We start from the raw sequence: 23015 nt of genomic DNA on the forward strand, positions 1-23015 counted from the left end.
TTACTTAACAGGAATGCTCCATTGTCTATAATAACATTGTCAAGCAACGATATCACGCTCTAACTCTTCGCCGCATTCAGTAATAATACTAATTTTTCCCACAACGTAAAACCACCGCCCAGTCAGCGTTCTTGCCAACAGACGGTGGTTTATTTATACATTTTTTAGGGAAAGGAAAGAGTTTTTCTTAAGAGTTCTTTCTCTTAAGATGTATATATCATACCTCATAATTGTGAAAGGTATTTGTCCAAATTATAATTTTTTTCTAAAATTTCTAAAATGAAAATAACTAATTCGTAACTGGCATCACAATTCCATCCCTGTTCTTCCCATTGTGTCCTGTTTTCAGATCATAACGTTTCATTATCTTCTGAAAGTCAGAACATAACTCTTACCATCCGTTAATACTATGAAGATTACTGTTCACGCCCTTCACAACAACACACTTCTCAATGCACAATGTCAGTCGTGTCTCTGATCCTTATTTCCATACGCTTCGCAAAATCTTGCTGCAAATGCCGGCGGCTCATTGTTGGCATAAAGGTGAGAAATATCGCCGAAGGAGCTCATACGGAAAGCAGCAATTCCCTGACGGCGTTCTTCTGTGGTCAAAGTTGTCACAGAGGATGGGGCAGCCACGCAGCCATGCCAAAGTACCATCGGAGAGATATTCAGTAGATGGCTGAGAAGTACACACTCCAATCCAAAATGACAGAAGAAAATAATCGTGTCGTTATTTTCTTCATTTACTTTATAATAGTGACCTTTCCTCTCATATCCATGCTTCACGAGAAGCTTGTCGAACTCCTCGATCACACGGTCATACTCTTCTTTCACATGCCCTTCCTGCATAGCCTCATTCTCAAACCAGTGGTCATACTGGAAAAAGCGCTCGTCTGCCATCCAGTCCTGTGGAAGCCAGTCCCATGCAATAATCTTCTTATCTTTCACATCTGGGCGCCAGATCTGACAGGGAAATTCCTTCAGCCATTCACACTCTGTGGCTGTTCTTCCCATCTTTTTCAAGGTCGGAGCCGCAGTATCCTTCGCTCTTCCAAGGGGGGATACATAGAAAGCTTTTACATCTAATTTGGAAAGCTTCTGTGAAAGATACTCCACCTCTTTCCAGCCTTTTTCTGTAAGGGAATCTATATCATAATCCGGGTCACCATGGCGTACAATTAATAATTTCATAATGTCACTCCTCGTTATTTCGCTTTTGAATCACTAATAATTTCAAGCTGTTTCTTATTTCATTGAACAATAACGATTTTAGCATATCTTCACAGATAATTCACCATATTTCTTACCGTCATTTCTTTACAATTTTTGTGAAAGAAGTATATAATAATGCTATATCAACGGGTCTTTTGACGCTCATATCTTATATGAATTCAAACAGACGCTGATCGGATCATACTTTAATAAATACAAGAACTAAGTGGACGCAATAACCACTTTCAGATTACATTTTATCCCTCAATATAACTCAATTTACGATTCAAGCGAGGTACCCACATGAAAAAACTTGCCGTCATTTTCCCAGGTGTCGGTTATACCTGCACCAAGCCCCTTCTCTATTATACTGCTTCCATGGCTGCTGAACGTGGTTATGAAATCATCCGCCTTGACTACGGCCAGGACATCCACACCTTCCACGGCCGCACCCCAGCGGAACTGGAACCTATCATAAAACTGGCAATAAAAAGAACGCTCCCCCAATTGGAAAACGTTCCTTTCTCTGAATATGATGATATTATTTTTATCTCCAAAAGCATCGGCACCACCATCGCCTGCCAGCTGGAAACAGCACTGCAGCTGAAGGGAAAAGTCCATCAATTTCTTATGACTCCAATTCCTTCTACCCTCCGTTATCTCTCCGATATCAACGGGCTCTTCTTCGCCGGAACCGCTGATCCCTATATGCCGGAGTCCAAGATCCGCGCCGCAGCCAGAAACTTCCCCGATAAAACCGGCGGGATTTTCGAGGGCTGCAACCACTCCCTGGAGCAAAAAGGCGACACTTTAGGTGCGCTGAAGAATGTCAGACTGATTGTAGAATGTCTGGATAAAATGCTAGTCTGATTTTTGTTTTCTATTAACAGGGAAGAAGCACTTCCCTGTTTGTTCCATAAAAGATATTATTATGTCCAATTAATCTGTCTAAAATTTCTTCCATCCGTTTCCAGTTATTATTTACATCAAACTCATAGCTGTGTCCCCATATGTAAAATAACTGCTTTTCTTCACTTTTTTCTTTTAAAAATTTCTCCAGAAGTTCCCATATATTTTCGTCAGCATGATGACAAGTTGGTTTAAATATCAATAAATTCTTTTGTAATTTAAATGCTCCGGAAAACACAACTGACCGTGCATATTGAATTTTACATTTTTTCAATATCTGAACCACTTCATCATTATATGTTCCATAAGGATACGCCATACCGGTAATCTGGCAGTCAAACATCCGTTCCAGATTTTGTTTATCCAGGAAAACTTCATTATATACAGTGTCTTTATCAAGCTTTGTTAAATCTTGATGAGTCAATGTATGAACCGCGATTTCATGACCCTTATACAATTCTTTTAATCCTTCTGCATTCATATGATGCACTCTTACATTACCAAAGTCATAATGGCTGGCATATGTCTGCATTCCACTGTTTATATTGAATGTTGCTTTTACATGATAATAGTTGAACATGTCTACCAGTCTCCTGTCCTGGCAAACTCCATCATCATAGCTAAATGTTACTGCCTTTTGTTTCCCATCCCACATATATTCTGTAGCCTCGTTTCATATCCTTCAAGCTGCATGCTCCAAACGGCTCCTTCACATACAATCTTTGTTGTTTGTTTCTCTCCTGAATTATTAATAACAACTAATTTTTGTGCGTCTGGATAATAGGCACATTCCACATGCAGATTATCTGTAATGCATTCTGCCTGTTCTTCCCGTCCAGCCTCTAATATCAATTGCAACAATAATCTGGTACTTTCCTCTGAAAAAGCAAATCCCGTCATATAAATTCCACTTCCTTTTCCAAACTGGTGTCTGGTAATACCCGGATACCCACCTGCAGCCTCTGCCAATACCTCTGTTTTTTTATCTGTCAGGTATATATGTTCCATTACTGGCCATTCCAGTATATCTAATATATGATTTTGTGGTGCTTTTACTTCATACTCCCATTTTCCATGACATACCCTTGCCCCATTATCTTCATCTACGCCCAGTACCTGTGCCAATCTGAAAAACGTATCATATCCACTGGTTGCTGATGGCTCGCCAATTCCAATAAAACAGCCCCCTTCATATACCCACTTTGTAATTGCCTCAACAACTTTCACGTCTTTCCAGTTATCACCGCCACTCCATGCGTCACCCGCTTTTCCTGCATTAATAATGACTTTGTATCTGGATAAATCTCCGCTTCTGGCTGTCTCAAAATCAATAAAATCAACATCCACAGGCAAACCTGAAAGCGCCTCATTTATATGAATCAAATTATGCATATATGTTTCATGAAAATGTCCAGACAAAGTCCATGAACGCAATTTGCCCCAACAATGTAAAACCGCTACTTTGGTTTTCAAGGTCCAAGGCTTTCCTTTTTCATGAAAAGACTTCAACATGCGAAATTCATCTGCAACTTTTTCAATGTAATCGCAAAAATCCGGATAATTCTCCGTAAGATGTAAATATCCGCCTAATCCAATTCTTTGAATCGGTTCACGCAACAATGCACGCCTTACATTTCTCCAATACTGCATTGCATCCCTTGTAGGATTTCCTCCCTCTGTAAATGTAGGAGCTCCTCCAAGCCCCACCGGGAAAAGATAAGGATGAAGCCTGAGTTCATGAACTTCTGTATCTACACCTGCACAAAGACGTGCTTCATACCCGGAAAATACGCATTTAATAATCCCATCAAAACCAAATTCATAAAATCTGTCATTATATGGTTCAATTCCAACCCAGCTGTCATCGTAAAATACGTAAGCCTTTTTTCCATATTCATGCACAATATCTATTAGTTTTTTTCCAAATGAAATTACAAAATCATTAATAAATTCCATCCAGTCTTTTTTTGCTTTTGTTGGCGGCATATGGGTTACCCGATATTTCCCCTGATTCACAAAATCCTCTGCGGTAAGTGCATATCCATATTTCTGTTCGAAATTGTGTAAAGCAAGAGGACTCACTGTAAAATCGTAGGAGCCCCAGTCTGTAAATAAATTTCGTTTTCTGGCATCGCTTCCCCAAATCCAGACAAAATTATAAAACATAGAGGTAAAACGAACCACTGTAGTTGCAGGATGTTCTTCGCACCATTCTTTCATCCAATTAATTAAATAAACCTGTGTTTCAGCGTATACAGGATCTATCGGTATAAGATGCTCTTTATCCCAGTTATTGGTAATATGATTATACATGGAAATTTCTTCCCAAATTCGATATGCCAGAAAGCTGACTGTATATTTGTGCCATAATACACAGTTTTCAATCCTGACAACACCTTTTTTCTTATCATAACTCCAGTTTTCTTTATTTACTTCCTTGTCAGTTGTGCGGTCATACACCTGCCAGTACCCCAAAGCTTCTGCACTGTCATTAATTTTAAACTGCTCCTGAAAAAACTCTTTTAAGAGCTCTAGTTCTAGATAATGCTCAACTGCAGTTTTCGGTTCTGTGACAAGAAAAGTCTGCTGCAATTTATCCAAATTTTCCATAGCCCAGGGATTATGACCGCGGATAATACAAATAGTAGAATAAATACCATATCCTGCCTCCGTTATCTCCGGAGACAGTTCTGTCCCATCAGAATCCCTTATTACATCTGCTCCCCATTTTTTTGCAAGTTCTAAGGTCAATTTTTCATAACCAGCCTCACCAGGCAAGGTAAAGCCACCTTTATTTTCTAACTCAGTCATAATTTTTTCCCGCTTTCAAGTAGTAGTACAACGCCCAGTCCTGATCATTTGCCCATGGATCCGCATACTGGCATCTTACCTTATTAACCATAAAAGGATATACATATGCGCAGCTTGCACTTCCGTCACTATTTATCATACTTAGTACACCTCGCAATGAATTTTCCGCCTTTACACCATATGATCTCTCACCGGTTATTTTTTCATATTCCCGAAAAGCAACACCACTTAAGGAACTCCAGTAATGTGGAAATGTATCTCCAAGATTTTTGTACTTTCCAAACCAATATCCATCCCAATGACGAACCGCATTTTCATACATATGAAAATCTGGCTGATGTCCATTAAACAGCACCAGTACAGCTAATTGTTTCTTTCCTTCTTCCAGATATAATATTTTTCCTGTAAGTTTGTATAACTGAAAAAGATAATTTACTGCAGGGGCAACAATACTCTGCTCATATTTTACTTCATGCGGTGGATAACATAATCCGTTTTTTATAAGCATTTCGCCATGTGTTTCATAGTATCTCAGAAGTTCCTCTGCCTCTCTTTCCATACCACCCGATTTCAATAAATTCACAGATTCCAGCATAGGGATTCCAATTGCATAGAATGAAGCTCCGTCTTGTGCATAATAAGATTTCATAATTTTATACATATTTTTAAGATCAGCAACCTCATTATACAATCTGTATCTTTCCATAAAAAAAATTGCAAGCCATGGATAATTGTACAAACGGTTCCAGGTATTATCTCTTCCTGCATCATTGTATACAATACCTGTATTCTCATCGTAGAGCTCTCTGTATATGTATTCGGTATATTTCTGCAGTGCTTTTTCCACTTTCATATCTTTATTTTTCTGCAGCCAGAGCGCCAGAAGTGCCCCCATTCCCACTCTTTCCCTGCCACCGTTATGATCGTATTCTTTTTCATAAACCAATCGCTTATCTTCATTATCATAAGTAAGAAATGCACCATCCAAAAGGCTTCCACTGCAAAAATACTGCTGTTTTTCAACAATAAATCTGCATCTTTTTTCTGCAAGCTTCTCCACCCTTGGTAATACCAGAATAACCGCAGATGTACTGTATTCTCCTCTCTTTATGAAGAACTCTTTTTCACCCTGACTTACAGAATCCATTTTAATTCTATAATCTATGCAATTACCGCTTTCTGTTTTTTCAGTTGAAATTTTTTCACCTGCAAGAGTGACTTCGATTTCTTTTTCATGCCAGATATCTTTATCTGCTTTTATATGAAAACTTAAGTTCTCGCCCTCAAAATAAATTCCATGTTCCAACTGTATCAACAGCTGCCCTTCCTGATGAAGCAATTTTTCTTCAAAATCCCTTTGATCGTCATACCAGAAAAGATCCCATTGGATTACGGTCATTTCTCCCGGTTTTAAATTGTTTATTTTAGGATTTAATATAATGATTCCCCGGTCATTGCTAAGTTCTTTTTCATTTCTTATAATGCTGTAACATTCTATTTTTCCCTCTTTCAGAACCAACCCAAGATTTGGATTTTCTCCTCCCATTCTGATCCCTGCAATATAACTTTGACTTTCACCACACCGAATATGTGCATGACAGCGCTCTTTCATACAGATTTCAGAAGCCGTATAATTATCCGGAAATGGCACTGCAATACCTATTCCACCTTTTTGAGGAAAATACTCACAATCCCTATTATTAAAAAAAATATATTTTTCAGTTATCTTTCCGTCTTCAGATATTGTTCTTTCTATTCTTCCTACAATTCCATCCGGAAGAAACATTTCTCCCCAGTTTTTACCTATGGCAACCCAGTTCATTTTATATTTGTCATTTTGGTTTACAATACTTTCCAGCTGATGATTTTCATTTTCTTTAACAATAAACTCCATACCCAAACCTCCGTATATCATCCTTTTACAGATCCCGCCATTACACCACTGATAATATATTTCTGCATAAATATATAGAAAACCAGCAGCGGCAATATACCTAATACCATCATTGGAAACAGACTAGTCCAGTCTGTAGAAAACTGACCGATATTGCGATATACTTCCTGTAAAATAACATCTTTTTCTCTTTTCTGTATAAAATACAACGGTCCCATAAAATCATTCCATACATTTAAAGTATTTAAAATTACGATTGTAGCAATCATCGGCTTCAGCAATGGAAGCACAATTGTACCAAAAATTCTGAATACTCCTGCACCATCAATTCTGGCAGCTTCTTCCAGTTCTATAGGAACTGAAGAAATGGAATTTTTCATTAAAAAAGTAGCAAATGGAATATTGATAGCAATATCAATAAAAATAACTGCTGTCAGCGTATTCATTAAATCCAGGCTTCTTACCAGCTTGTACAGACCAAGAACTGCCATCTGGTATGGAAACATCATTCCGGAAAGAATTACCAGAAAAATAATTTTTGTAATTTTACTTTTCTCTTTGCGGTTTAAAACATATCCACACATAGTACTGCACATTACAATGCCAAATACAGCACATATTGTAATAAAAAGAGTATTTCCAAATGCTCTTGGATACTGCATTTTTTCAAATGCATTGATATATGGTGTAATATCCCAGAAAGACGGAAGTGCCATCGGCTTTGCAGCCGCTTCAGTTCCTGACTTAAACGTAGTAACAAGCAGATAATAAATAGGAGTTAAAACAATAAACGTGATAATTAGCAAATAAACATGCTTCAAAATCTCCATAATATTTTTTTTCGTTTTCATCAGTTTAAATACTCCTCCCATTTTTTAAATATTCCAAGCATTACAGCGGAAACAACCATTGTCATCAACAGAAATACAATTCCAAAAGCTGATGCATAACCGAAATTTCCATCTGAAAATTTTGAGTACATTAATGTCAGAATAGTTTCTGTCTGATGTGCCGGACCTCCGTTTGTAGTTGACAAGACAAGATCAAATACTTTCAGTCCTGAGATCGTGCTTGTTACAAAATTAATTTTTATGGCAGGTGCAAGCCCTGGTAATGTAATATGCCAAAACTGCTGCCAACTGTTAGCTCCATCCACAGAAGCAGCTTCATAAAGATCTCCACTAATACTTTGCAAACTTCCTATGTAAATTACCATAGACCATCCAAACCACTGCCACACTGAAATTGCAATTATGGAAAATATAGCGATTTTTCCATTTCCGAGAAAGTTGATTTTTTCAAATCCTAGTTTCAAAAGCACCTGGTTTATCAAACCATAATCACTTGCAGACAGGATATATTTCCAAAGATATCCAACAACCAAGGTGCTTAATACTGCGGGTGCAAAAAAGATTCCTCGGTAAATTGTTCTTCCTCTTAATTTGGAATTCAGAAGCACTGATACAGGAAGAGAAATTAAACTTTGAATGGATACTGTAAGGATTGCAAATACCAGGGTATTCTTTAATCCTTTCAAAATAATTCCATCTGCCAAAAGCTGTTTATAATTTTTCAATCCTGAAAAAACGATATCCGGCGAAAAATTAGTCCAGTTATAAAAACTGTATTTTGTAGTAAAAATAAGCGGAATGATAAAAAACACAGAAAATATAGAAACCGCAGGTATTGCCATGAAAATATATGGCAGATTTCGTTTTACATGATTGGCATTCATACTCTCCTTGCCCTCCTTCTTTTTATGTTTCTATTATAAATTTGATCTTTTTCTCTATAAATCAAAAAAAATTTATATGACTATCGTTTTTTTTATATCCCATTTACTTTTGTTGATTCTATTGATAACATTAACCTCTATTGCACAAAAACCGATCCTGCAAAAAGCTCATTTGCTAAATGCAGGATCGGTTTAATAAATTATGGATAATTTTAAATTTGTTAAATGATTACAATTTACTCATATCTGATTGAGTCAGCTTTTGTATCAATAGCTTTCACAAGATCGTCTCCACTGATATCTCCGGAAATAACACCCTGAAGCTGAGCAGTAAACTCATCAAACAAGGACTGACTTGGAAGATTTACACTCCATCTGTCAGATGGGAATGCAATATTTCCATTGTTAATAATATCTGCAACATATTCATATTCTTCAGGCATCTGAGCCTCAACTCCGCTTCTATAGCTGGTTCCGCCAACATTTGCATCAGCAAATGCCTGCTGAACTTCAACGGAAGCCAGTGCTGTTAAAGTAGCTTCTGCACCATCATGATTTTCCGTATTTACATTAATACCGAAGCATGCAGCTGGTCCGCCTAAAACATATTCATTTTCTCCTGTTTCACTAAGCTGCGGAAGCATTTTAAAGTTAACTCCGGATTCTTTCAGCTCTGTATACTGCCATGGACCTCCATGAAGGAATGCCACTTCTCCATTTTTAAAGCTGTTCAGCATTTCCTGGCAGGAAATTCCCAGAGACTCAGAAGCGATCAGTCCTTTTTCAACTAATGTACACCATTTATTAACACAGTCGTTAATATGTCCGTCCATAGTTACTTCACCCAAAGCAAATTTGGTGTCGAAATCAGTTCCATCAGGGTTTGCTTCTTCATTATTATGATAATAAGAATTTTCCAGATACCCCAGTAAGCTGGATGTTGCAGTTGAGTCATCCGCAATCCCAAAACCATATGCAGTATAGCCTTTTTCATTAATAGTCTCGCAAGCAGCTACAAACTCATCAAATGTTTTTGGAATTTCTACTCCACATTCCTCAAGAATCGAAGCATTACACCAGATTCCGGAAAACCATCCATAGGAAGGAATTCCATAAATTTTTCCATCAGCACTGCAAAGCGACATTCCAGCCTCATTAAACTCTTTTACAAAATCATAATCCGAAATGTCTTCCACGTTACCAGCTTTGATTTCGGCTGGATAGTTTGTTCCATCCATAATAATGTCTGGGCCTTCTCCAGATGCAAGCTGTGTGCTAAGTACATTATTATAATCAGTATTTGCAACATATGTGTACTCAATCACATACTTCCCATCCATCTGCTCATTTACCTTTTCCAGAATAGGATTCATGTCATCCTCATCATACCATCCCATCAAGGTTACCGTCTCTGCATCATCCGCCATAACCAGATTGGAACCGCCTCCAACTACCATTACTGATACAGTGCATGCTGTAAGAAACATGCTAATCACTTTCTTTTTCATTTTTTTGCTACCCCTTTCGTTTATTTTTAAGTTGCTTTAAGTATAACGTTCACAGGATACGAAAAAAATAACAAAAAACTTATCTCATTATCAAATTTTTAAGATTTATATCCTATACTTTTCGTTCCAGTGTAATAAAATCTCTTCGTAATTTGATTATAGAGGTAGTTCCTCCCGGACCTGCAAAAATTTCCACACCGTATCCTTCCCCACACAGAATACGAATTCTCTTGTCAACATTGCTTACCCCATAACCAAATTCTTCATGGGACATTTTTCCCTGACCAATTTTTTCATACAACTCAAGTCCATTATCCCTGACAGTCATATAGAGTTCATTATTTTCTGCATAAATCTCAATGGATATTTTTCCTCTTTTTTCTCTCATGCAGTCAATGCCATGCTCAATTGCATTTTCCACCAGAGGCTGCAAAATAAAAATTGGAACCATCTGACCTAAAAGCGAGGGCTCAATTTTATACTCAACATCGAAGCCTTCATCGTGCGCCATAAGCTGCAGTTTCACATAGGCCTTTATATTTTCCACTTCTACATTCAAATGGTCTACGTTTATGCCCTTGTTAAGAGCAGTCCTGTAAAAAGTACCCAGTTCCGTAGTTATCTCGTAGATTCTGTCTTCTCCTTTTTCAATGGCTATCCAATTAATTGCGGAAAGATTGTTATAAAGAAAATGCGGGTTAATCTTTGACTGAAGCAGATCCAGTTCCAGGCTTTTTTTATCCAGTTTCGACTTATACACTTCATCAATAAGCGTTTGTATTTTCCGTAGCATTTTATTAATATTTTCCGCCAGCTCTCCAATTTCATCCTGGGAACTTTCTGCTATCTGAATCTCAAAATTTCCATCTTTTACTTTCTTTACCTGGTCAATAATCTGATACAAATAGTGCAGCAAAGATCTGGCACTTTTATTAACTCCTATAAATCCAAGCAGCAACAGTAAAACTACAATTACAACAGAACCAATGATTCTTGGATGAAAAGCACTTGAGAAATAAGAAGCATCAATTCTGTAAATAATTTTCCAACCGGTGTCATTTAGATTTCTTTCCTCTTCATAGCCAGCACTGTTTTCATTAACTTCCCCCTCATTATTGTATTCTAACAACACAGCTGAACCATTTTTCACCTGGATGTCCACTGGCATTTCCGAGAACATGGATATACTGTCAGAAAAAACTTTTTCCTTTACTTCTGCTCTGAGAACGCCATATACCCGATTTGGAAGGCTCATGGCAATTCTGCGTGTTATAAAATATTTTCCATTTTCATTCCACCACAAAGTATCTGCGCTATTCCAACTCGCTTCATACCAACTGTTATCTTCCAGATCGGAAGCTTTTTTGAATACTGCATCATTGTTAGAAATCCTTTTATCGGAATAAACCTCCATCTTTGAAAAATAGCTGTTGGAAAGCCAGGCGTTATAAATCAGGTTATTTACATTTGAAGTCATCTGAATGCGTTTCTTATACTCAGAATCATCTAAGCTGAGAAATTCCCTTAGTACACTGTTGCAGGTCACATATAATACGGATTTTTCGCACATCTTTATCTGATTCTCAATATTCAGGTGGTTCCGCTCAATGTTTTCTTTCGCTTCCAGAAGCTGCTGCTCCTTGATAAAATTTGTAGATGAGTACAATACAAATATCTCCAGAACCAGCACAGGAAGCATAACTAACAGCGTGTAAATGATCCTTACTTTATTCAAAAATGATTGTTTGTTGATTCTTTTTGCTATCCTATTCACCATTTTGCACCCTTTCCCTGTACTGCACCGGACTGCAGCCTTCATGATTTCGGAAAATAGAAATGTAGTAAGACACATTCAGGTATCCTACCCTCTCCGCCACATCACTTACTTTCATATTTGTCTGACGCAAAAGTTCTTTTGACTTTTCAACACGATACCAGGTAATAAATTTTACCAGATTTTTTCCAGTTTCCATTTTATATAAAGTACTTAGATAGGCAGAGGATACCTGCAGCTGCTCTGCGATATACGATACATTTAAATCACTTTCACTGTATTTTTCATAAACCAGTTCTTTTGCCATGCGGACCAGGCGGTTTTCTTTTACCTCTTCTTTTTTCTCTTCCTGCATTCTATCCAGAACGTTTTCGATTATCTTATTTACCTCTTCCAGTGTCCTTGCCTGATATATTTTCTGAATACATGGTACCATGTCCACATTAGAGTCTGTGTACTCACTGATCTGCTTCATCGCATCCGTAAAAGTATATTTTACATAAATTGAACTAAAGCCAGTCTGCTTCATTATATAGGCAAATACTTTCACAAATTCCTTCTTTATTCCGGAATAATCCTGCATTCTGGCGCAGTTAAATATCCTTTCAAAATACAGGGAAAGCATGTCATTTTCCTTTTTTAGAAAATAATCTTCATCATGAACCAATACCATACTTTTGGATACAAAAAACTGATAGTCAAGCTGGTCTTTCAATTCTGTATATTCTTTTTTCAGTTCTGTAAGACTTTCGGTCTTTTTTCCCAATATAACAAAAATATTTACCTGATATTTTTTCTGGGATTTTTCGATCAATATCTCACATTCTTTTTTCGTTTCTGCTGTCCGATAAAAATCTCTTTCCCGGATCAATAACACTACGATCTGGTTATCTGTGTTTGTAATGATCACAGTTTCTTTTCCAAAATATTCCCTGATATCTTTCAGGTACTCTTCCCATTCAATAGAAAACAAATTAGAATAACAGGAAATAATTACAGGTATACAGATTTTTTCCTGCACAACACTGGTGAATTCATTTTCCAGAGTTTCCCAATGATTTAAAGTTCCCTCTTCCAGTTCTTCAGACTCCAGATAATTAAGCAGATTCCAGCTCAGTTTTTGCTGTGCGGCCTCTTCCTTCGCCTGTATGATATCATTTCTATTTTTCTTTTCGATCTCTTTTTCCTGGCAGATCTCTATGATCTTTTCAAAAAGAGCCTTAAACGCATCCAGTTTAACTGGCTTCAAAAGATATTCCTGTACCCCTAATGAAATGGCATTCTGTGCATATTCAAATTCACCATATGCACTGTAAATAATGCATATTGGATTCAGCCCTCTTTTCTGCGTTTCACGTATAAGCTGGATTCCATCCATATAGGGCATTTTTATGTCTGTGAGCAGAATGTCAAAATAATTTTTTTCCATTATTTTCAGCGCATCTTCTCCGTTTTGCGCAAATGCTGTTCTTAATGGAAACCCAAACCTTTTTAATAAAAGCGCAATTCCTTCCCGCTCTTTCTTTTCATCATCCACAATCAAAATATTGTACATAAACTCACCCCTCCATACATATATTTACTCAACTTTATTTCATCATAAAAGAAGCTTTATGTAAATACCGAAAAAATTACCTGAGTATCAATTTTTTATACTACGATACAAAACTTCTAATACACAAAAGAGTTACTATTTCCGCAAGTATCCCTGCACGCAGGTGATATCATGCTTATAGTAACTCTTTTATCTTTATAACAATATTTGCATTTTAATCCGCTAAAGTTATAGTTCACTTATTTCACTTTTACAAACTTCCACTTATTGCAGCAGTTCCATTCAGCATTCCCATCCCCTGCAGTAAGCTTATAGTATCCCTTATCCCAGCTGCATAAGCAAGATCTGAATATCTCTCGTCCCGGGTCTGCAGGCAGGCGATGTAATCATCGATCACACGCTTTACAGTGTGGGATAATTGCAGCTGGTCATATCGTTCCTCCAGATACTTCAGATCCTCATTGTCCTGTCTGATGTAGGAATCATTTTCATCCACCCGCTGCTGCTCCATCACCATTTTCTCAATGTTCTGAAGCATAATCATTTTTGTTGTCATTTTCATTATTGATTTCCTCCTGATATGTACTTATAGATCACGGTTCATTGGTAACGTTTTCCCGAATCACACAAGCTGTTCTTCTGTGATTCCAAGCTATTTTAGGGTTACAATTTAAGCAGTGATAAAAAATCCATTTTCTCACACTTACCGTCATTATTCTACGTTTTATATCAGGATTTTGCAACAAAAATCGTCCGACAACTTTCCCTATAATTCGACAAAAGTGGCCGAAAAGGCGTGTATTTACGCCTTTCCTGGCCGTTCATTGACTTGCTCTTTTGGAGCGTGTTTGAAAAGGACATTCTGCAAAGTGGGGTGTGCAGACTGCGGAAATGATTTTTCAAGCACACTCTAAGCTATGCCCTATTATAATAAAGCGCACCGTTTAAAGCCCAAGGATATCATTTACAAGAATAACATGTATTCTATCTTTATGCCTGGAATATCTTGTAATCAGAAACTGACAGCAAATCGTATCCGGAGATTTACAGTCAAAGCATTTTCCTGCGGTTTTGCAAGGTGTCTTCACCTCAAACCTCTGTGCATTCGCCGGAGCTGCCACATTTCTTGCCCGCTTCATAGCTGCGTCAAGATCTGAACAGACCTTATTCATTCCCACAATGAAAACCACCTTCTTCGGTCCCTGGGCAATACAGGAAACCCGATTGGAATTTCCATCAATGTTTACCATAACACCATCACTGGTAATGGCATTTGCGCTGGAAAGAAATACATCCGCATCATACGCTGCCATCAGGCTTTCTCTTGGTGCCAATTTCGCGCGATTAATATAATTATAATTTCCATCCTCCAACGCCTTGATCAGTCCGATCTCATGAGCACTTGTGCAGCCACCCATGGCAATACTGCTGCCCTCCGGGATCAGTTCCAGTGCCTGCTTTACAGCAGCTTCTCTGTCTGCGGCGTAATAGCCTGACATATTGCGGGATTCCAGACCTTTGATCACATTTTGAGCCAGTACTTCATTTCTTTTTTGCATATTAATATCCATTGCTTGCTCCTCCTGACATTGTTTTAGTATAAATTATAAGCCAAATTTCATTCTTTATCAACTTTCGACTTGACTTATTTTATATTTCGCCAGAGCGTAGTAAAAAAATATATTGTCATTTTTTTCAGAAAATTTATTTTAATTTTAAACTTCTGTGATATAATGCCTTATTATAGAAATTCCAATGGATAAAACGAGGTAAACCTGGTGAAGAAAAAAACACTTGTGCCTCTTATCATTTTTTTACTAGGCATATGCCTTGTTGGTTTCATTGTATACAAAACAGACACCCACGAGAAGAACGAGAGACACATAACAGCACAATTAAACGCAACAACCTATGGGGAACGCATAAAAAATGAGATTGCGAGTGGAATTGAGATTACGGATGCTCTAAAGCAGATCCTGATCAGTGAAAACGGAGAGATTAATCAGTTTGACACGATTGCTGAAAATCTTATGTCTGCTTCTATTGAAAGCGTACAGCTTGCTCCGGATGGTGTTGTGACAGATATTTATCCGGCTGAGGGAAATGAGGCAGGTAAAATTGATCTGATTCATGATAAAGACCGTGGAGAGATTTCCTGTTACGCACGAGACAATCACACAGTCATTACACAAGGCCCTTTCGAATTGAAACAGGGAGACTATGGAATTGCTGTACGCAATCCGGTTTATCTGACGGATACAAACAAACAAGAGGATTTCTGGGGATTTACCATTGTTATCCTGCGTGTTCCTGATATTTTCTCAGACTCGATTTATGCTCTTTCAAATTTTGGATATGAATATAGGATTTCAAAGACGGCTTCTCCCTGGAGCGACACTTATAAGGTTGTTTATCAGTCAGATGGTTCGTTAACCCAACCGGTCTCTTATGATTTTAAAATAGGCGCAGAGAACTGGAGATTTGAAGTAACCCCCCAAAGCGGATGGCGAAATAATACACTTATAGCTGTAGTCACCGTTTTTTTTCTTGCCGTAATCCTGCTTCTGACAGTTCTTACCCGGGTATGGCTGGTGTCCAAAGAAAATAAAAACAGATTTCAGATACTGGCACACACGGATTCCCTTACCGATATTTACAACCGCTATGGATTTGATGAAGCAGCAGAAAAAATCATCGCCCAAAATCCGAAGACACATTTTGTGGCTGCACTTTTTGATATCGATGACTTTAAGTTTATTAATGATGTCTATGGGCATGCTTACGGAGACAGGGCTTTAAAGAGTCTGGCAGACAACATGAAAGCTTTTTTTCCACCAGATGTACTGCTTGGAAGAAACGGTGGTGACGAGTTCTGTATTCTTCTGCCTGATTGTACCTTTGAAGAGGCAGACGCAAAGCTGAATCAATTCACCAGACTGCCTAAGACCTTCTCTTACAAGGGAACAGAACATCACTTTTCTATTTCTCTTGGATATGCGGAATATCCGGCATTTGCCTCCAACCATTCACAGCTTATGCGCTGTGCAGATGCAGCCCTTTATGAAATAAAGCTTCACGGAAAAAACGGATGTATGGCTTACAGAGAAGACCTTCAGTCAGGAGTCCGCAAACAGCTGGGATTTGCGCTTAAGGATGTCTCGGAGCATCTTCCGGGTGCATTTATCATATACAGAGCAGACAAAGAAGATGATGAGCTGTTCTATGCCAACCAGGAGTTTCTTCATATGACCGGATATAAAGATATGGACGAACTCTTTCGACTTACAAACAAAAGCTTTCATAACCTGATTCGGGAGGATGAGCAGAAACAGATAGAAGCAAGCATCTGGGAACAGATTGACAGTGGTAATGAAAATGACTATATTCATTTTCATCTTCGAAAAGCTGACGGCTCTTACCTCTCTGTGCTTGACCATGGAAGAATCGTAGAAAACCAGCAATACGGAAGAGTATTTTATGTATTGTTTATGGACTGGAAGGATATGCATATTCATTACGGTGATAAATTTTCCGGATAATAGAAAAATACTGTCTGGTAGGAATTTTTGCATTCTATAAACCTACGATTACATCATCAATCTGAGAGGTTTACACAAAGTAATTTACACTCCGCCCTGTTGCATAAAATAATGCAGGTCTGAACAAGACCTGCATTATTTTATGTGCTTTTCACACGTATTTCCCCTTCATTTTATCCGCTTTATCTTCCCAAAATCCGGTCCAGATTTTCCAGAATTACATCAACATTGGTTGGTTTTGCAATATGTCCATTACTTCCTGCCTTGATTGCTTTTTTACAATCTTACTTATGTAAAAAAACTGCTTCTATATATACGACTGCGCTACACTATGCACAAGAAAAACATTACTGCGCAATACTTATATCTGCCCATGCATATTTCTGATATAAAATGCAATCTGATAGGGCAGTCTCTCTTCCGGCGTTTTCAACTCATTTCCCAGAATTTTCCTGATATTTCCGATACGGTACAGCACCGTATTGCGATGCGTATACAATTCTGCTGCCACAGCCTGAATACTTCCATTATGCTTCAGATATGACTGAAGAGTTTCCACATAACCGGCATGATATCTTCTGTCGTATTCTTCCAATGCTGCCAGACATTCTGTTTCCATTTCCTTCAGTATTTCTTTATCTTTCACCATATAAAGCAGACGGAACAACCCGCAGTCATCAAACTTTACCACCTGCTTCTTTTGTGTCATCGCTATGTGTGCTGCCGCCTTCGCTCTCTGATAGCTTACCGAAAGCTGGGAAATATCCATACATCTGCTCCCGATTCCCACGCACAATTGCAGTCCAGGCATACGTCTTTTTCCTCTTTTTATGGCACCCTCTACAAGGCGGCACAAATACTCTTCCGAAAGCGCATTCGCTACCAGCACAAAATCAGAGTTGTAATAAAAAAAGCTTCCATTGTGAGTGATATCCTCCAGATATACCTGTATTCGATAAGACAGCTTTTTTCGCTCCACTGTGTCCATGGAGTCCAGCCCCTCACAAGTCATCAGCAGCACCTGAAAGCTTCCATCTACATCAAAATACTGTAATAAATCTTTTCTGTATGCATCCTGATTATCCGGAGTCTCAATAGCTGCAATCAGAGCGGATGCGATCTGCTCATCTGTAGTATCCTGCAAAAATACATGAATACTGAAGTCTTTTATCATATCTGATAAATGCACTTCCCAGGGCACAGTCAGTAGCGGAAGGTCATTTTCATCACAGTATACTTTCAATTCTTCCGGCACCTCATAAATGTACTGTCCCACATTGATAACAAGCCCTGATGCATGATACCGGTTCAGCTGCTGTGCCAGATGCATCCAGTCTTCTTTTTCCGGAAAGCCAAGCCCGGTTGTCACTGCAAGCTCCTTTCCCCAGAAATTCTGTATGATCGTTGTATCCTCCAGAAGATGTACCCAGCTGATTGAATTGGACCATCCATTTTTTCCGGCCAGAAACTTCATTTCATATCTTGTTTCTGCTGTCAGCATCATATCCTGTATTGTAAAACTCATAAAACCTCCCTTTTTGTTACCCAAACCCATTCTGTAAAATGTTCAAATTTTTCCTTTATTATATCATATATTTTGTGTTGACAGCACATATTTTCCACTTAATTTTTAGAATCCGCCCCCATAGTTTTTCCTTAATTTTGTGCTAGAATATAAGTAACTTAAAAAACAAATTAAAGGAGGCGTGAATATGAAATTCGCAGAATATACAAGTTCTCTGGATGCACTTCCCGTTCCAGAATGGATCATAGCAGAACGTTATATGTATTGTGACAATTTTATAAATGACTATACGAAGACTCGGCATTTTGATCTTCTGGCTTTTGTCAAACGTCTCTTTCGCAAATAATATGCACTTCTTTTCATAAAAAGGACATCCGTTTTTTCAGGATGTCCTTTCTTTTACTTTTTTCGGTAAATTCGAAGCATCAAAGGTGTCTCTACAAGCAGCATGGCAATCCATCCTGCCAGATAGGAATATGGCAGTGCCTCAATACCAAAATTCCATAACAAAACCATCGGTGCCGCTGCAATGACACGGACTGTCATATTGGTAAAACTGCTCATCAAGGTCACCTTCAGATCTCCGATTCCACGGAAAAAGCCCTGAAGCGCATTTGTAACAGCGGGAAGAATATACATTACCGCAATCAAGTGGAGATAAACCACTCCATGTCCGATAACTTCCTCATCTTTTACAAATAATGACATTAATGGTCTGGCAAATCCCAGACAGATCAGCATAACTGCTGCTCCATAAACAAGCTCCAGTATCATTCCACATCGGAAGCCTTCCCTCATACGGTCATTTTTTCCAGCTCCTTTATTCTGAGCCATTAATGCGGTCATCGCATGGGCAATATTCTGTTCCGGTGTGATGGCAAAATCATCAATGCGATTAACCACTGCAAAGGCTGCTGCTACCGATACTCCCATTGTATTAACCAGTGCCTGTATTGCGATTTTTCCCATCTGTACAGTTGCCTGCTGCATGGCAGATGCCCACCCGTAAGCAATGGTTTTTTTCAAAAGCCTGGCATCAAAAACCAGCCATTTCTTCCCAAGCCGAAGAATTGGTACTTTTTTCTGTATATAGATAATACAAAACAGACAGCAGAGCGCCTCACTGAGTACTGTGGAAATTGCACATCCATTACTTCCAGCCTTTAATACAATAACAAAAAACAGGTCTCCGAAAATGTTCAGAATTGCACTGATAATCAGAAAGTACAAGGGGGATGCACTGTCTCCCAATGCCCTTAAGGTGCTTGAAAAAAAGTTGTATAAAAATGTAAACATTAATCCCAGAAAAATAATCCGCAAATATTGCACTGTCATACTCATAATAGATGGATCCACCTGCAATAACAGCAGAATGGGTACAGCAAATATTACACAAACCAATGTGAGAAAAAATGAAAAAAACGCACCAGACAACAGAGTTGTACTGATTTGTCTATGCAAAGTCTCATAATCTTTCGCTCCATACTGAATCCCCATCAGGATACTGGCTCCCATACACAATCCGTTCAGAAATAATATCATCAACGTGCTGACCGGATTACAGATTCCCACAGCCGCCAGGGCCTCCTTTCCTACAAAATGCCCTACAATAATGCTGTCAACTGCATTATAGGTCAGCTGAAACAAATTTCCCAAAACAAGAGGCACTGTAAAATTAACAAGAATGGGCATGATTTTCCCAGTAGTCAGATCTTTTGTCATATTCTCACACTCCCAACCAAAAGTTTTGCACACTCACATTTTAGCTTAAAAAAAGTAATTTCACAATGTCCTATTTTAACATTTTATATAGCATATTCTAATCGGATATGTTAAACTATAATTTATCACTTTCTCTGTTTCATTGATTGTAATAAAATGATATGAGTGTCAAAAGGTCTTTTGACACTCATTTGATACCCGGATTGCTACGCAGCTACGCTGCTCCCGCAATCCTCCAAAACATTCGTAATCCGCTCATTTTTCTTTGAAAAATGGCTACTTACTCATGTTTTTGGCGGGTCAAGAGGTCAAAAAGCCTCTTGCAAGCAAGCTTGCATCGGCTTTCTGACCTTTTGACCCTGGTATCATCATATTATAAATTGTAAGAACTAAGGAAAACTGTAACATGCTAAATAAAAAAGATTTCTTAAAATATGCATCGACATTGGCATTTCCAATTATGATTCAAAATTTGATTTCAACATTGGTGAATATTGCTGATACTGTAATGCTTGGATATGTAAGCCAGACTGCCATGTCGGCTTCATCGCTTGCTAACCAATATACTTTCATTCTTTTTTGTCTATATTATGGTATGGCCACCGGTACTTCCGTTTTATGTGCCCAGTACTGGGGAAAAGGTGATAAAAAGACTGTAGAAAAGATTCTCGGCTTAGCAGAGCGATGCACCTTAATTATCTCTCTGATATTTTTCCTTATCTCCTTTTCCATGCCAACTACGGTTATGAAGATTTTTACAGACAATCCTGATACAATTGCTGCTGGAAGTGAGTATTTGAGGGTACTTTCATTTTCACTTATGTTTATGGGATTCTCTCAGGTTTTTATGAGTGCCCTTCGAAGTATCGGAAAGATAATGCTGCCTTCTGTTACATACATTGTCTCCCTTTGTGTCAATGTACTTTGTAATGCCACCTTCATCTTTGGCTTATTTGGACTTCCAAAGCTTGGCGTTACCGGTGTTGCTCTTGGTACTGTGATTGCCAGAATCGCAGAGGTATTGATTTGTCTCATCTACTCCTTGAACAAATCAAATGTGAGATTCCGAATAAAATACTTCTTTGCGAAATCGGGGATCCTGTTCCAGGATTTTATGAAAATTGCAACTCCAGCCGTAATAAATGACCTCGTCTGGAGCTTTGCCAGTTCCGCATTCGCAGCAATTCTTGGGCATATTGGTAATGATATGGTTGCTGCAAATGCCGTCGCTGTTATGGTGGTAAACATTGGTGCTATCGCCTGTCGGGGTTTTGCCAACGCTACTACCATTATTATCAGTCAGGAGCTGGGGAAAAATCACATTGATACAGCCAGAGAATATGGGAAACGGATGCTCAGAATAACCATTATTGTAAGCCTGATCGGATGTGCCGTTATTCTGGCGATTCGCCCCCTGATACTGGATTTTTATCGGGATAAGCTGACAGAAACGGCCATTTATTATCTTGGCGTTTTTATCATTATGACGACCTGGCGTCTTGTTGGAGAAGGTATTAATACCTGTCTTATATGCGGCTGCTTCAGAGGTGGTGGTGATTCCAGATTTGGAATGATCGTTGATTCCATATTTATGTGGCTTGTAGCAGTTCCTCTCACATTTCTTGCCGCATATGTTTTTAAACTGCCGCCTATCTGGGTATACTTTGTAATGTCTTTGGATGAACTTGAAAAAATGCCTGTGGTATTTATTCACTATTTCAGAAGAAAATGGCTTACAAACATTACCAGAGATTTTGATTGATCCTACTTATTCACAATTATAAAATGCTCCCTTCTGAATGACAGGTTTTTGTTCTTTCACATTCCTGCCCAGTAGGGAGCATTTCTGAATCCTATGATCTTATTCTTTTTTTTTTGACGATCAGCCCTATACTGTAAACAGAGGCTATTGCAATGATAAAGCCTAATGGAATTGCCACACAATAAAACACAAAATTTACCAGATTGTTATATGGGCGGAGTTTATAAATTCCTTTTGAAGTCCGATAAACCTCGACCTTAATTTTATCACCAACGTATACTTTCTGATTATAGGTTTCTTCTCCTTCATAAGCTTTTCCATCAACCTCAAATGCCAATTTGGTCCGATATTTTACTGATCTTGAATTCTTTTTATTTTTGTCTTTATCATCACTGTTATCAATCTCACGGCAGGATTCTACAACTGCAATAACCTCTCGTTTGTCTGTAGTGTTTTTGTACTCCTGGCTTTCAATTCTGTTTAAAATCATACCATATATTCCTATACCACACATGGCAATGCCCAGGACTAAACCAAGTACCGAATATAATATATTATTCTGCTTCTCTTTTTTATCCTGCTTCATACACACCCTCCTCTGCAAAACCTGTTTTTGTTTTCAATTCTTGCAAAGAACACATATTGGAAAAAATTCTCCTTCCATTGACCATGTATTCTCTATACTAATAATAATCCATCCAAAACCGGTTTGCACTATTACTTGTGCCAGTAAATGAAGAGAAAATATTATTGTTTATCAAGCAGGAAAATTCCAGTTTCCAGCTATAAAAAAAGTGAATATTATACCAGAATATTATTTTGAAGCTGCTTAAATATTTTGTATCTGCTGTCAAATCTGATGTCAAAATCCATTTTGGGGTTAAATAAGAGGTGTTCCAGAAGGGTGTAAATATATCCAGACATCAAAAAACCCTTGAAAATCAAGGGTTTCAGGTCATGCCGCAGACCGGAATCGAACCGGTACGGGTATCACTACCCACGGGATTTTAAGTCCCGGGCGTCTGCCAGTTCCGCCACTGCGGCATATGGGACCTATAGGGCTCGA

General features: G+C 38.3%; 18 protein-coding genes, 1 tRNA gene and 1 pseudogene. 5 read left to right on the plus strand and 15 right to left on the minus strand.

Features of this window, described 5'->3' with window-relative positions; translation table 11 throughout:
• Window positions 1-462: 462 nt before the first annotated feature.
• Window positions 463-1194: a histidine phosphatase family protein gene (locus tag PGQ38_RS17210; protein WP_204454847.1), complete on the minus strand. Its 732-nt coding sequence runs from the start codon at window positions 1192-1194 to the stop codon at window positions 463-465.
• 324 nt (window positions 1195-1518) lie between these two features.
• On the opposite strand from PGQ38_RS17210, the gene PGQ38_RS17215 reads away from it, so the two are divergent.
• Window positions 1519-2085 carry a PLP-dependent aminotransferase family protein gene (locus tag PGQ38_RS17215; protein WP_173716992.1) on the plus strand — a complete coding sequence of 189 codons (567 nt, stop codon included), beginning with the start codon at window positions 1519-1521 and terminating at the stop codon, window positions 2083-2085.
• A 13-nt stretch (window positions 2086-2098) separates the two neighbouring features.
• On the opposite strand, the gene PGQ38_RS17220 is transcribed toward PGQ38_RS17215, so the two are convergent.
• From PGQ38_RS17220 to PGQ38_RS17260, 9 genes are all read right to left on the minus strand, one after another.
• Window positions 2099-2779 carry a polysaccharide deacetylase family protein gene (locus PGQ38_RS17220; RefSeq protein WP_173719149.1) on the minus strand — a complete coding sequence of 227 codons (681 nt, stop codon included), beginning with the start codon at window positions 2777-2779 and terminating at the stop codon, window positions 2099-2101.
• The gene (gnpA, locus tag PGQ38_RS17225; protein ID WP_173719148.1) at window positions 2752-4935 is read right to left on the minus strand and encodes a 1,3-beta-galactosyl-N-acetylhexosamine phosphorylase; all 2184 of its coding nucleotides are present in this window, start codon (window positions 4933-4935) and stop codon (window positions 2752-2754) included. Before gnpA ends, PGQ38_RS17220 begins: the two co-directional genes overlap by 28 nt.
• The gene (locus tag PGQ38_RS17230) at window positions 4928-6829 is read right to left on the minus strand and encodes a hypothetical protein (RefSeq protein WP_204454849.1); all 1902 of its coding nucleotides are present in this window, start codon (window positions 6827-6829) and stop codon (window positions 4928-4930) included. The genes gnpA and PGQ38_RS17230 overlap by 8 nt, the downstream gene beginning before the upstream one ends.
• A 17-nt stretch (window positions 6830-6846) precedes the next feature.
• A complete protein-coding gene (locus PGQ38_RS17235) occupies window positions 6847-7680 on the minus strand; it encodes a carbohydrate ABC transporter permease (protein ID WP_118581874.1) in 834 nt (277 codons plus the stop codon).
• Window positions 7680-8564 (minus strand): carbohydrate ABC transporter permease, encoded by an 885-nt coding sequence (locus PGQ38_RS17240; RefSeq protein WP_173771639.1) that lies wholly within the window; start codon window positions 8562-8564, stop codon window positions 7680-7682. Before PGQ38_RS17240 ends, PGQ38_RS17235 begins: the two co-directional genes overlap by 1 nt.
• 236 nt (window positions 8565-8800) lie before the next feature.
• Entirely contained in the window at window positions 8801-10072 is a 1272-nt protein-coding gene (locus PGQ38_RS17245) for an ABC transporter substrate-binding protein (RefSeq protein WP_173719145.1), read from the minus strand.
• 112 nt (window positions 10073-10184) lie between these two features.
• Window positions 10185-11849 carry a sensor histidine kinase gene (locus PGQ38_RS17250; protein ID WP_204454851.1) on the minus strand — a complete coding sequence of 555 codons (1665 nt, stop codon included), beginning with the start codon at window positions 11847-11849 and terminating at the stop codon, window positions 10185-10187.
• Window positions 11839-13401, minus strand: a complete 1563-nt coding sequence (locus tag PGQ38_RS17255; RefSeq protein WP_195699083.1) for a response regulator transcription factor — start codon at window positions 13399-13401, stop codon at window positions 11839-11841. Before PGQ38_RS17255 ends, PGQ38_RS17250 begins: the two co-directional genes overlap by 11 nt.
• A gap of 250 nt (window positions 13402-13651) precedes the next feature.
• On the minus strand, window positions 13652-13963 hold the full coding sequence (locus PGQ38_RS17260; RefSeq protein ID WP_118581890.1) for a hypothetical protein: 312 nt from the start codon (window positions 13961-13963) through the stop codon (window positions 13652-13654).
• 302 nt (window positions 13964-14265) lie between these two features.
• Here PGQ38_RS17260 and PGQ38_RS20905 point away from each other — a divergent pair.
• Window positions 14266-14349 (plus strand): annotated as a pseudogene (locus PGQ38_RS20905) (DUF6783 domain-containing protein); the annotation flags it as partial.
• On the opposite strand, the gene PGQ38_RS17265 reads toward PGQ38_RS20905, so the two are convergent.
• Window positions 14346-14972, minus strand: a complete 627-nt coding sequence (locus tag PGQ38_RS17265) for a lactate utilization protein (protein ID WP_148463733.1) — start codon at window positions 14970-14972, stop codon at window positions 14346-14348. The pseudogene PGQ38_RS20905 and the gene PGQ38_RS17265 overlap by 4 nt on opposite strands.
• 207 nt (window positions 14973-15179) lie before the next feature.
• On the opposite strand from PGQ38_RS17265, the gene PGQ38_RS17270 reads away from it, so the two are divergent.
• A complete protein-coding gene (locus PGQ38_RS17270; protein ID WP_204454857.1) occupies window positions 15180-16940 on the plus strand; it encodes a diguanylate cyclase domain-containing protein in 1761 nt (586 codons plus the stop codon).
• Between the two features lie 361 nt (window positions 16941-17301).
• Here PGQ38_RS17270 and PGQ38_RS17275 read toward each other — a convergent pair whose 3' ends face one another.
• Entirely contained in the window at window positions 17302-18465 is a 1164-nt protein-coding gene (locus PGQ38_RS17275) for a PucR family transcriptional regulator (protein WP_118581897.1), read from the minus strand.
• A gap of 187 nt (window positions 18466-18652) precedes the next feature.
• On the opposite strand from PGQ38_RS17275, the gene PGQ38_RS17280 reads away from it, so the two are divergent.
• Entirely contained in the window at window positions 18653-18811 is a 159-nt protein-coding gene (locus PGQ38_RS17280; RefSeq protein ID WP_173717527.1) for a hypothetical protein, read from the plus strand.
• Window positions 18812-18864: 53 nt separating this feature from the next.
• On the opposite strand, the gene PGQ38_RS17285 is transcribed toward PGQ38_RS17280, so the two are convergent.
• Window positions 18865-20187 carry an MATE family efflux transporter gene (locus PGQ38_RS17285; RefSeq protein ID WP_204454858.1) on the minus strand — a complete coding sequence of 441 codons (1323 nt, stop codon included), beginning with the start codon at window positions 20185-20187 and terminating at the stop codon, window positions 18865-18867.
• 406 nt (window positions 20188-20593) lie between these two features.
• Between PGQ38_RS17285 and PGQ38_RS17290 the strand changes: the two genes are divergently transcribed.
• On the plus strand, window positions 20594-21949 hold the full coding sequence (locus PGQ38_RS17290) for an MATE family efflux transporter (protein WP_173771621.1): 1356 nt from the start codon (window positions 20594-20596) through the stop codon (window positions 21947-21949).
• A 91-nt stretch (window positions 21950-22040) separates the two neighbouring features.
• On the opposite strand, the gene PGQ38_RS17295 is transcribed toward PGQ38_RS17290, so the two are convergent.
• Window positions 22041-22535 (minus strand): hypothetical protein, encoded by a 495-nt coding sequence (locus PGQ38_RS17295; RefSeq protein ID WP_270432838.1) that lies wholly within the window; start codon window positions 22533-22535, stop codon window positions 22041-22043.
• A gap of 372 nt (window positions 22536-22907) precedes the next feature.
• Window positions 22908-22993: transfer RNA gene (locus PGQ38_RS17300), tRNA-Leu, on the minus strand.
• Window positions 22994-23015: the final 22 nt, after the last annotated feature.

The sequence above is a fragment of the Blautia faecis genome (assembly GCF_027662325.1).
GTDB lineage: Bacteria > Bacillota > Clostridia > Lachnospirales > Lachnospiraceae > Blautia_A > Blautia_A faecis.

Excerpts from the sequence above, each read along its gene's own strand:
- PGQ38_RS17290 (WP_173771621.1), top strand. The coding sequence starts at position 20,594 with ATGCTAAATAAAAAAGATTTCTTAAAATATGCATCGACATTGGCATTT.
- gnpA (WP_173719148.1), bottom strand. The coding sequence starts at position 4,935 with ATGACTGAGTTAGAAAATAAAGGTGGCTTTACCTTGCCTGGTGAGGCT.
- PGQ38_RS17220 (WP_173719149.1), bottom strand. The coding sequence starts at position 2,779 with ATGTGGGATGGGAAACAAAAGGCAGTAACATTTAGCTATGATGATGGA.
- PGQ38_RS17295 (WP_270432838.1), bottom strand. The coding sequence starts at position 22,535 with ATGAAGCAGGATAAAAAAGAGAAGCAGAATAATATATTATATTCGGTA.
- PGQ38_RS17260 (WP_118581890.1), bottom strand. The coding sequence starts at position 13,963 with ATGAAAATGACAACAAAAATGATTATGCTTCAGAACATTGAGAAAATG.
- PGQ38_RS17235 (WP_118581874.1), bottom strand. The coding sequence starts at position 7,680 with ATGAAAACGAAAAAAAATATTATGGAGATTTTGAAGCATGTTTATTTG.
- PGQ38_RS17255 (WP_195699083.1), bottom strand. The coding sequence starts at position 13,401 with ATGTACAATATTTTGATTGTGGATGATGAAAAGAAAGAGCGGGAAGGA.
- PGQ38_RS17240 (WP_173771639.1), bottom strand. The coding sequence starts at position 8,564 with ATGAATGCCAATCATGTAAAACGAAATCTGCCATATATTTTCATGGCA.
- PGQ38_RS17250 (WP_204454851.1), bottom strand. The coding sequence starts at position 11,849 with ATGGTGAATAGGATAGCAAAAAGAATCAACAAACAATCATTTTTGAAT.
- PGQ38_RS17275 (WP_118581897.1), bottom strand. The coding sequence starts at position 18,465 with ATGAGTTTTACAATACAGGATATGATGCTGACAGCAGAAACAAGATAT.
- PGQ38_RS17230 (WP_204454849.1), bottom strand. The coding sequence starts at position 6,829 with ATGGAGTTTATTGTTAAAGAAAATGAAAATCATCAGCTGGAAAGTATT.
- PGQ38_RS17285 (WP_204454858.1), bottom strand. The coding sequence starts at position 20,187 with ATGACAAAAGATCTGACTACTGGGAAAATCATGCCCATTCTTGTTAAT.
- PGQ38_RS17280 (WP_173717527.1), top strand. The coding sequence starts at position 18,653 with ATGAAATTCGCAGAATATACAAGTTCTCTGGATGCACTTCCCGTTCCA.
- PGQ38_RS17265 (WP_148463733.1), bottom strand. The coding sequence starts at position 14,972 with ATGGATATTAATATGCAAAAAAGAAATGAAGTACTGGCTCAAAATGTG.
- PGQ38_RS17210 (WP_204454847.1), bottom strand. The coding sequence starts at position 1,194 with ATGAAATTATTAATTGTACGCCATGGTGACCCGGATTATGATATAGAT.
- PGQ38_RS17215 (WP_173716992.1), top strand. The coding sequence starts at position 1,519 with ATGAAAAAACTTGCCGTCATTTTCCCAGGTGTCGGTTATACCTGCACC.
- PGQ38_RS17245 (WP_173719145.1), bottom strand. The coding sequence starts at position 10,072 with ATGAAAAAGAAAGTGATTAGCATGTTTCTTACAGCATGCACTGTATCA.